This window comes from Micromonospora sp. NPDC005215 (assembly GCF_040607915.1).
Classification (GTDB): Bacteria; Actinomycetota; Actinomycetes; order Mycobacteriales; family Micromonosporaceae; genus Micromonospora.
This window is the reverse complement of record NZ_JBEXHQ010000012.1, coordinates 133,794-142,604: the sequence shown is the minus strand read 5'-3', so window position 1 is coordinate 142,604 and position 8,811 is coordinate 133,794. Positions and strand designations below refer to the sequence as shown.

Sequence of the window (8,811 nt, the reverse complement as noted above, 5' to 3'; positions counted from 1 at the left end):
AGTCCGGGGTGATCCGGGTGGACACCGTGCCGGAGCTGCTCGACGTGGGTGTACTGCTGGCCAACCAGCCGTTGCCGGTCGGCGGCCGGGTCGGTCCAGGAGGTGGTTCTTGGCCCGCTCGCCGTCACGGGTGATCCAGCCCAGGTCCCGGACCATGTCCCGGACGAGCTTCTCTTCGCCCTCGTCGGCGGCACGCAGCCGCTCGGCGGCGTAGAGCCCGGCCTCGATCCGCTTGGCCAGCTCCACCTCCTGCTCGGCGTTGAGCAGCGGAACCTTGCCGATCTGCTTCAGGTACGCACGGACCGAGTCGGCCGAGGCGGTCAGCTCGGCGTCCCGCCGGGCCTGCTTGAGTGCCTCGGACTCCTCGTCGTCCCACTCGAAGTCGTTGTCGGTCGCCGAGGCGGCGGCGTCGGTCTCGGCAGCCTGGGCCAGCTCGGCCGGCTCCTCGACCACCACGTCCTCGATGACGGCGGCCAGTTCCTCCGGGTCGATCTCGCCTTCGGCGCCCTCGCCCTTGGCCTTGGTCGGTTTGGCGCCGGCAGCAGCGGCCACCGTCGCCTTGGTGGCTCGGGTCGACTTGGTCGCCTTCGCCGGAGCCGCCGCGGCGGCCTCGGCGGAGCTGCCGGTGGCCTTGCGTGCCGCCACCTTGCGCGGGGCCGGCGTCGACGGCGCGTCGTCGGCGGCTGGCGCCTGCTTCGGGGCCGGCGCGGCGGCCTTCTTGGTGGTCTTGGCGGTGGTGGCCCGGGACGCCGGCGTTGTCGACCGGGCCGCGGCGACCCGGCGTCGGGTGCTCGCCGAGCCGTCCACCACGACGGTCACTCCCGCTTCGGAGAGCGCCCGCAGAATCTTCTTGGCCTGGGCCGGAGTCACCTCGGCGGACTCGACGGTGCGCGCGAGCTGGGCCGACGTCAGCTGACCACCGGCGCTCTGCGCGTGGGCGATCAGGGTGTCGGTGAGCGAGCGAACGTCGGCGCCGGTCTGGCGGGGTTCTGTCACGAATGACCTTCCGGAGGCGAAGAGCGGGCACGGCCGGGTCGTCCGGCACAGCGTGGGGCAACCGGGCCGGGCGATGTGGTTGAGGGACCCTCGCGTCCCGGGCCGGCCGGTGTTCGGCGGTCCGTGGCGCGTGGGCAGGGGTGAATTGTAACGCCGTCTGCGGCGATCATCCTGCGCCGCACTGCGTAACGACGGTGGGACCGCTGATTCGGCGCTGATCTGGACTTTGTAAGGATGATACCCGCGCGTGGCCCGGAACACCCCGGTCGCGCGGGAAGGGGACGTTGGGATGCAGGGTTCGGCACCGTCACCTCGGGATCTTTTGGCGATCGCACTCGACGTGGCACGGGACGCGGCGGCCACCGCGTACCGGATGCGCGTCGAGGGGGTTTCCGTGGCCGCGACCAAGAGCACTGTCACCGACGTGGTCACCGCCGCGGACCGGGCGGTCGAGCGGCAGGTGCTCGACGCGCTGAGGCGGGCGCGACCGGACGACGCGGTGCTCGGCGAGGAATACGGCACCGGGGACACCGGGCCGGTCGCGCCGGGCGGGGTGCGGTGGATCGTCGACCCGATCGACGGCACCGTCAACTACCTCTACGGGCTGCCGTACAGCGCGGTGTCGCTGGCCGCCGAGGTGGACGGGGTGGTGGTCGCCGGCGTGGTGCGCAACGTGAGTACCGGCGAGGAGTGGACGGCGACGGCCGGGGGTGGTGCCTGGCGCGACGGCGTCCAGCTGCGCTGCTCCGCCGAGGTGGACCTGGGGCAGGCGCTGGTCGGCACCGGCTTCGGCTACGACGCCCGTCGTCGTGCGCACCAGGCCCAGGTGGTGGCCGGGCTGATCGCGCACGTCCGGGACATCCGCCGGCTGGGTGCCGCCGCGCTGGACCTCTGCCTGGTCGCGGAGGGCCGGCTCGACGCGTACTTCGAGAAGGGCCTCGCGGCCTGGGACCTGGCGGCGGGTGGGCTGGTGGCGGCCGAGGCGGGTGTGCGGGTCGCCGGCCTGGCCGGTCGACCGCCGGGGCCGGACCTGGTGGTCGCCGCCCCGCCCGCGCTCTTCACGCCGCTGCACGACCGGCTCGCCGAGTTGGACGCCGCCGGCGGGCCCTGATCGGTGGACCGGCGGCGCGTGGGGTGGCTACGCCGTCACCTGGCGGCCGGGGAGGGGCAGGAGCCCTTGGGCGCCTTCGGCGGCCCCGAGTCGCCGAGGGACTGGTTGACCTCGGTGGTGGTGGCGAGCTGCTGGAAGTTGTTGCCCAGCACCACGTCCACCGTGTCGTCGGTGCGCTTCTCGTCGTAGCCCCGCACGGCCTCGTTGAGGAAGTACGCCTCGAGCAGGTGCGCGGAACCGACGCCGTTCGGGCCGTACCGCAGCACCGCGACGCCGTCGACCTGCTTCTTCTCGTCCCCGGTCTTGGCGACCTGGAACTGGCGGTTGCGGAACTCGTCGCTGACGGTGTGGGCGAGACCGGGCCGGTCCGTGGCGTTGAACACGTTGATCTTGACGTCCTTGCGCTCGCGCAGGGTCAGGTCCGCCAGCGGCCAGCCCTCCGGGCAACCCGCTGCGGTGCCGGCGTTGCCCTGGCTGTCGCGGACCACCGCCACCACGACGAAGACCAGGGCGATGACCGCCAGCAGGCCGACGACGACGAGTGCTCGCACGCGCGCAAAACTCATCAGGGCACTCCCCGGACGTCAGGTGGGTGGTGACGGCCGTGAGTGATCGCTCACGCCGCCGGCCGTCGAATACGCCGCTGAGGTTAACGGTTGTCCGGCCGTCGCGTGGAAACAGCCCGACATGCCGGCGCGCCGACCGCGGACCGGGTACTAATACCCCTATCTTCGTGTCGCCTGAATCACATTGGGAACAACTTCGCGTGCGGGGGCGTACATCTCAGCCGCAAGGGCGGTATACATGCCTCGCCCAAGGGGGGGTAAGGTTCCGCGCTCGCAGGGGAGTCGCCCCAGCGAGCTCGACCCGTTCGGTCCTCGGGTCGGGTGCCCGACACAAGTGGTGGCCGGCCAGCGGAACCGAAACAGCGTCGTCCGGCGTTACAACCGGAAGCGACAACATCGATATGGGAGAGTGAAACCGATGGCCACCGACTACGACGCCCCGCGTCGCGACGAGGTCGACCTCGGCGAGGACAGCCTGGAAGAGCTCAAAGCACGGCGCGTCGACTCACAGTCGGGCGCGGTGGACGTCGACGAGGCCGAGGTGGCCGAGAGCTTCGAGCTGCCCGGTGCCGATCTGGCCGACGAGGAGCTCACGGTCAAGGTGCTTCCGATGCAGCAGGACGAGTTCCGGTGCGCCCGCTGCTTCCTGGTCCACCACCGTAGCCAGCTGGCGGTCGAGCGTAACGGCGAGCTGATCTGCCGCGAGTGCGTCTGACAACCACAACACCAGCGGCGGCCTCCTGAACGGGGCCGCCGCTGACGGTGTAGCCATGCGCCCGTGGTGGGTACCTGCTTGACTCGTAGCGGGTAGCCACAGCACCGGGAGGTCCGATGAGCGATCGAGGCGGCACCACCGACGGCGGCACTGACAACCTCGGCGCCCCCGACGGCGGCACTGACGACCTCGGCGCCACCGTCGCGGCGTTGACCGCTGACGACATCGAGCCGGCCCGACGCCGTCAACTGCTGACCCGGATGGTCGGGCAGGCCCGCGCCCGGGGCGTCTCCGACCTGTTCAAGCCCCGTGCGGCAGTGCGATGGATGGTCGACGCGGTCGCGGACATCGCCCCGCACATACCGGTGCGAAACCGGGACACCCTGCGCCAGCACTTCCCCGGCCTGGACGACGCCGCCCTGGCCGACCGGCTCATCCGCAACGCGTCGCGGACCACCGCCGCGATCGGCGCGGCCGGTGGGGGAGTCGCCGCCGTCGAGTGGACGATCGCCCCGACCCTGCTCTCCGCGCCGGTGCTGCTCGCCGCCGAGACGATCGCCGTGGTGGCGGTGGAGTTGAAGCTGGTCGGTGAGCTGCACGAGGTCCACGGGGTCGCGCTACCGGACGGGGGCAGCCAACGGGCCGTCGCCCTGATGCACTCCTGGGCCACCCAGCGCGGGGTCAACCCGATGGTGCCCGGCGTGGGAGTGGGCGCCGTGCTCGGCACCGCCGCCCGCAAGGAGCTGCGGGACATGCTGCTGCGGCGCTTCGGTCGCAACCTCACAACGCTCGGGCCGCTCCTGACCGGCGCGGCGGTGGCCAGCTTCCTCAACCGACGGGCCACCCAGCAGATGGCCGACCAGCTTCAGGTGGACCTGCGTCGGCGGGCCATCGCCCGGCCCGCGCCACCGTCGGCCCTGCCCGGTCCGCCGACCGGCACCTGAGCGGGGCCGTGGCGTCGGATCAGCCCGGCTCTTCTGCCGTCGGCCCGGAAACCGCCAGCGCGTCCCGCGCGGTCAGCACCGCCTCGGCCAGCTCGACCGGGTGCCGCGTGCTCACCACCCAGAACGGGGTCGGATCGGCCGGGTCGTCGAGCACCACCTGCACGGCCCCGCCGATCCACGGTCGCTGCACGACGAAGGCGAGCGGGTCGGCGCCGACGCCCAGCACCTCACGGCGACCGGCCGCGTCCAGCGGGACCACGTCGGCCACGAAACGCACCGGCAGGTGGGCGTCGTCCACCCGCAGCTCGGAGTCGGCGACCCCGACCCGGATCCGGCCCAGCCACCACAACCCGGCGGCGGTGAGCGGCAGCAGCACGACGAACGGCAGCCAGGCGCGAACGCCGGCGGCGCCCATCCAGATCTCGACGGCCAACAGCGCGGCGGCCACCAACCCGGCCAGCCACAGCCACCAGGGCAGATCCAGCCGTTCGGCGTACGCCGTGCGGGCGTCGACCGGCGGCTGATCGGCGGACGGAGAGGGCGACATGCTCACTCCTGCGAGGGTACGGCGCACGGCGGCTCGGCGAACCGGCAGGATGGCAGGGTCACCCCGCGAACCGGACGGAAGAGGGGACCCGTGACCGACGTCGTACCCGTGCCCGTGCAGCTGCTCGACTCCGAGCTGCCGTTGCCCACGTACGCCCATCCCGGCGACGCCGGGGCCGACCTGGTGGCGGCCGCGGATGTGGAGCTGCCGCCCGGTGGCCGTGCCCTGGTGCCCACCGGCGTGGCCATCGCGCTGCCGGAGGGGTACGTGGGCCTGGTCCATCCCCGGTCCGGTCTGGCGGCCAGGCTCGGCGTGACGGTGCTCAACGCGCCCGGTACGGTCGACGCCGGCTACCGGGGTGAGATCCTGGTCAACCTGATCAACCATGATCGGGATGTGCCGGCGAAGATCTCCCGCGGCGACCGGATCGCGCAGCTGGTGGTCCAACAGGTCGCGCGGGCGCGGTTCGAGCCGGTGGTCGAGCTGTCCGCGTCCCGGCGCGGAACCGGCGGGCACGGGTCCACCGGTGGTCACGTCGGGCTGGTGCCGTCTCCGGCGGGCCAGGACCGGGTCGAGCAGCGGCCAGACGAGCCGGGCCGCGGGCAGACGGAAGAGGTGGCAGGGTGAGTGTGAACAGCGGAGGGCGGGCGCAGTGATCTTCTCCCGAAAGCGGGCCGATGCCGAACGGCACACCCGTGACGAGCGGGCCGTCGAGGTCCCGGACCAGGGTGATGCGGCGCCGACGCTGGTGCGCGGCCCGTACGACATCGCCGAGAGCTACGCCGACGTGCAGCGGCTCGATCTGGGCAGCCTGCACATCCCGGCGATCACCGAGGTCGAGGTGCGGGTGCAGGCCGACCCGCAGGGCGTGATCCAGCAGGTCGTGCTTGTGCATGGCGACAACGCGCTCCAGCTGGGTGTCTTCGCCGCCCCCCGGTCCGAGGGAATCTGGGACGAGGTGCGCGAGGAGATCCGCCAGTCGCTGCTCAGCGACGGTGCGAGCGCGCAGGAGGTCGACGGCGAGTACGGCCCGGAGCTGCACGCCCAGGTGCCCACCCCGGACGGCCCGACGAATCTGCGGTTCGTCGGCGTCGACGGGCCGCGCTGGATGGTCCGCGGCGTGTTCCAGGGGCCGGTGGCCACCGACCCGGCCGCGGCCGGGCCGCTCGTCGAGTGCCTGGACGGCCTGGTGGTCGACCGTGGTCAGGAGGCGAAGCCGGTCCGCGAGCCGCTGCCGCTGCGGCTGCCCCGGGAGATGTCCGACCAGACCGACGCCGAGGCGGGGGACGCCGCCGCCGAGCCGCGCCAGGTCTGACCCGCGCGCACCGGCCCGCCGGAACCAGCCCCGTCGGCGTACGCTGGCGGCACGGTTCCGGCGTCGCCGGGGCCGGCCGGGGACGGCGAGCGTGGAGAGGGTGACGCGGAGGTCATGACGACCGACGAGAGCCGGGTGTCGCTGCGGCGCATCCTGCAACGGTTCACCGCCAGCGAGGCCGAGATCGACGCCCAGGAGCTGCGCCGGGAGAGCGCCCAGTGCGGCGGGATCCCCGCCCAGCAGTGCTCGCGGGGCCAACTGGTCTCGGTCGCTGGTCGGCTGCGCACCGTGGTCTACACGCCGCGCACCAACCTGCCCACCCTCGAGGCCGACCTGTATGACGGCACCGACGTGGTCACCCTGGTCTGGTTGGGTCGACGGCACATCGCCGGGATCGAGCCGGGCCGGCACCTGACCGCCCGGGGCCGGGTGGCCGTGCGCGACGACCGCAAGGTCATCTACAACCCCTATTACGAGCTGGACTCGCCGAAGTGACGGCGCTGCGGACGGAAGGCCGGCGATGACGACGGGACAGCACCGGGCGGCGCAGCCGGAGACCGGCCCTCCGGACGAGGAGCCACTGCCGACGATCGCCGAGCAGATGGCCGACCAGCTCGGCGGCTGGCGGGGGTTGGTCGAGTCCAGCATCCCGGTCGTCGTCTTCGTTTTCGCCAACATCATCGGCGAGCTGCGACCGGCGGTGATCGCCTCGGTCGCTGTCGCGCTGCTGATCGCCGGGTTGCGGCTGGCCCAGCGCCGGCCGATCCGGCACGCCGTCAACGGCCTGTTCGGCGTCGGTGTCGGCGCCGCCATCGCCTGGCGCACCGGCGACGAGCGCGACTTCTACCTCCCCGGCATCCTGTACGGCATCGGGTACGGCATCGCCCTGCTGATCTCGGCGGCCATCCGGCAGCCGCTGGTGGGCTGGATCTGGTCGGTGCTGGTCGCCAAGGGCCGCTCGGAATGGCGGGACGACCCGAAGCTGGTGCGGATCTTCACCCAGCTGACAGTGCTCTGGGGCGTGGTGTGGTTGGCCAAGGTGGGCGTGCAGGCCGGGCTCTACCTGGCCCACCAGGACACCGCGCTGGGCGTGGCCCGGCTGGCGCTGGGCTACCCGCCGTACGCGATGCTGTTGCTGATCACGGTCTGGACGGTGCGCCGGGTCACCCGGGAGCCGCAGCCGACCCCGCTGCCCGGCGCCTGAGCGGGGCCCGGCAACCCGGGCCGCGCCGCCCGCTCAGCGCGAGCCGCGGGTCCGCTCGACGCTGTCCGGCCCGAGGATCACCGCGCGGACCTGGTCCTCCACCTCGGCGGTGCAGACGAAGATAAGCTCGTCGCCGGCCTCGATCGGGTCGTCCGGGCTGGGCACCAGGACTCGCTTGCCGCGCAGGATCGCCACCAGCGCGGAGTCGCGGGGCAGCGGCACGGCGTGGATCGGCTGACCGACATAGGGTGCTGTCGGTGGCAGGGTGATCTCGACCAGGTTCGCCTCGCCCTGCCGGAAGGTCATCAGCCGGACCAGGTCGCCGACGGTGACCGCCTCCTCGACCAGTGCGGCCATCACCCGCGGCTTACTCACCGCGACGTCCACGCCCCACTGCTCGGTGAACAGCCACTCGTTCTCGGCCCGGTTGACCCGGGCGACCACGCGAGGCACCGCGAACTCGGTCTTGGCCAGCAGCGACAGCACCAGGTTGGTCTTGTCGTCGCCGGTCGCCGCGACCACCACGTCGCACCCGGCGACGTTGGCCTCCTCCAGGCTGGTCAGCTCGCACGCGTCGGCCAGCACCCACTCGGCGGCCGGCACCCGGTCCGGGCGCAGCATCTTGGGTTGACGTTCGATGAGCATCACCTGGTGGCCGTTGTCGATCAGCTCCTGGGCGATCGAACGGCCCACGTTGCCCGCGCCCGCGATGGCGACCCGCATGGCTCAGTGCCCCCCTTCCGGCGGCGTCGCCGCCACCGACGTGACAGTCGCCACGATGTCATCGCTGACCAGCATGAACACCTGGTCACCCTCCTGCACGACGGTAGAGCCGGTGGACAGCGTGCCGATGCCGAAGCGGATCAGATAGGCCACCCGCGCGCCGGCCGCGTCCTCCAGCGCGCGTACCGAACGACCGATCCAGTCCTTGTGCACCGGCACCTCGACGATCGACACGGTGCTCGTGGGGTCGCGGAAGATCTCCACGTTGCCCTCCGGCACCAGGTGCCGCAGCATCCGCTCGGCCGTCCAGCGCACGGTCGCCACGGTGGGGATGCCCAGCCGCTCGTAGACCTGCGCCCGGCGCTGGTCGTAGATGCGGGCGGCGACCCGGGACACGCCGAACGTCTCACGGGCCAGCCGGGCCGAGATGATGTTGGAGTTGTCACCGCTCGAGACCGCCGCGAAGGCGTCCGCGCGCTCGATGCCGGCCTGGCGCAGCACCTCACCGTCGAAGCCGGCCCCGGTCACCGTGATTCCGGCGAAGTCGGGGCCGAGCCGGCGGAAGGCGTCGGCGTCCTGATCGATCACCGCCACCGAGTGCCCCCGGGACTCCAGGCTGTGGGCGAGGGTCGACCCGACCCGGCCACATCCCATGATCACGACGTGCACGGTGTCCCTCCCAAGGTGCGT

The 8,811-nt window shown here is 72.5% G+C and carries 12 protein-coding genes; 7 read left to right on the top strand and 5 right to left on the bottom strand.

Annotated elements, in window-relative coordinates:
- Nucleotides 1-996: sigma-70 factor domain-containing protein (locus ABZU25_RS12565; RefSeq protein WP_355029439.1), on the bottom strand; the 996-nt coding region annotated here is incomplete at its 3' end.
- A 289-nt stretch (nt 997-1,285) separates the two neighbouring features.
- On the opposite strand from ABZU25_RS12565, the gene ABZU25_RS12560 reads away from it, so the two are divergent.
- Complete coding sequence (locus tag ABZU25_RS12560; protein ID WP_355029438.1) at nt 1,286-2,107, top strand: inositol monophosphatase family protein; 822 nt, start codon at nt 1,286-1,288, stop codon at nt 2,105-2,107.
- A 35-nt stretch (nt 2,108-2,142) separates the two neighbouring features.
- Here the strand turns inward: ABZU25_RS12560 and ABZU25_RS12555 are convergent, their stop codons facing one another.
- Nucleotides 2,143-2,658, bottom strand: coding sequence for a LytR C-terminal domain-containing protein (locus ABZU25_RS12555; RefSeq protein WP_355029450.1), 516 nt, complete (start codon nt 2,656-2,658; stop codon nt 2,143-2,145).
- A 433-nt stretch (nt 2,659-3,091) separates the two neighbouring features.
- Between ABZU25_RS12555 and ABZU25_RS12550 the strand changes: the two genes are divergently transcribed.
- Nucleotides 3,092-3,388, top strand: a complete 297-nt coding sequence (locus ABZU25_RS12550; RefSeq protein ID WP_007075406.1) for a DUF4193 domain-containing protein — start codon at nt 3,092-3,094, stop codon at nt 3,386-3,388.
- Nucleotides 3,389-3,504: 116 nt separating this feature from the next.
- The gene (locus ABZU25_RS12545; protein ID WP_355029437.1) at nt 3,505-4,332 is read left to right on the top strand and encodes a hypothetical protein; all 828 of its coding nucleotides are present in this window, start codon (nt 3,505-3,507) and stop codon (nt 4,330-4,332) included.
- Nucleotides 4,333-4,351: 19 nt separating this feature from the next.
- On the opposite strand, the gene ABZU25_RS12540 is transcribed toward ABZU25_RS12545, so the two are convergent.
- Nucleotides 4,352-4,879, bottom strand: a complete 528-nt coding sequence (locus ABZU25_RS12540; protein WP_355029436.1) for a DUF3093 domain-containing protein — start codon at nt 4,877-4,879, stop codon at nt 4,352-4,354.
- A 90-nt stretch (nt 4,880-4,969) separates the two neighbouring features.
- Between ABZU25_RS12540 and dut the strand changes: the two genes are divergently transcribed.
- The 4 genes from dut (at nt 4,970) to ABZU25_RS12520 (ending at nt 7,398) form a co-directional block, all read left to right on the top strand.
- The gene (dut, locus tag ABZU25_RS12535) at nt 4,970-5,506 is read left to right on the top strand and encodes a dUTP diphosphatase (RefSeq protein WP_355029435.1); all 537 of its coding nucleotides are present in this window, start codon (nt 4,970-4,972) and stop codon (nt 5,504-5,506) included.
- Nucleotides 5,507-5,531: 25 nt separating this feature from the next.
- Nucleotides 5,532-6,194, top strand: coding sequence for a DUF3710 domain-containing protein (locus tag ABZU25_RS12530; RefSeq protein ID WP_355029434.1), 663 nt, complete (start codon nt 5,532-5,534; stop codon nt 6,192-6,194).
- A 114-nt stretch (nt 6,195-6,308) separates the two neighbouring features.
- Nucleotides 6,309-6,689: an OB-fold nucleic acid binding domain-containing protein gene (locus tag ABZU25_RS12525; protein ID WP_184182888.1), complete on the top strand. Its 381-nt coding sequence runs from the start codon at nt 6,309-6,311 to the stop codon at nt 6,687-6,689.
- Between the two features lie 25 nt (nt 6,690-6,714).
- A complete protein-coding gene (locus tag ABZU25_RS12520) occupies nt 6,715-7,398 on the top strand; it encodes a DUF3159 domain-containing protein (protein ID WP_355029433.1) in 684 nt (227 codons plus the stop codon).
- Between the two features lie 33 nt (nt 7,399-7,431).
- On the opposite strand, the gene ABZU25_RS12515 is transcribed toward ABZU25_RS12520, so the two are convergent.
- Together ABZU25_RS12515 and ABZU25_RS12510 are read right to left on the bottom strand one after the other, a co-directional pair.
- Nucleotides 7,432-8,121 (bottom strand): TrkA family potassium uptake protein, encoded by a 690-nt coding sequence (locus tag ABZU25_RS12515; RefSeq protein WP_355029432.1) that lies wholly within the window; start codon nt 8,119-8,121, stop codon nt 7,432-7,434.
- Nucleotides 8,122-8,124: 3 nt separating this feature from the next.
- A complete protein-coding gene (locus ABZU25_RS12510) occupies nt 8,125-8,790 on the bottom strand; it encodes a TrkA family potassium uptake protein (protein WP_355029431.1) in 666 nt (221 codons plus the stop codon).
- Nucleotides 8,791-8,811 lie beyond the last annotated feature (21 nt).

What these genes read in the sequence shown, in the direction of transcription:
- ABZU25_RS12550 (WP_007075406.1), top strand. Translation starts at nt 3,092, where the DNA reads ATGGCCACCGACTACGACGCCCCGCGTCGCGACGAGGTCGACCTCGGC.
- ABZU25_RS12540 (WP_355029436.1), bottom strand. Translation starts at nt 4,879, where the DNA reads ATGTCGCCCTCTCCGTCCGCCGATCAGCCGCCGGTCGACGCCCGCACG.
- ABZU25_RS12520 (WP_355029433.1), top strand. Translation starts at nt 6,715, where the DNA reads ATGACGACGGGACAGCACCGGGCGGCGCAGCCGGAGACCGGCCCTCCG.
- ABZU25_RS12560 (WP_355029438.1), top strand. Translation starts at nt 1,286, where the DNA reads ATGCAGGGTTCGGCACCGTCACCTCGGGATCTTTTGGCGATCGCACTC.
- ABZU25_RS12515 (WP_355029432.1), bottom strand. Translation starts at nt 8,121, where the DNA reads ATGCGGGTCGCCATCGCGGGCGCGGGCAACGTGGGCCGTTCGATCGCC.
- ABZU25_RS12525 (WP_184182888.1), top strand. Translation starts at nt 6,309, where the DNA reads ATGACGACCGACGAGAGCCGGGTGTCGCTGCGGCGCATCCTGCAACGG.
- ABZU25_RS12545 (WP_355029437.1), top strand. Translation starts at nt 3,505, where the DNA reads ATGAGCGATCGAGGCGGCACCACCGACGGCGGCACTGACAACCTCGGC.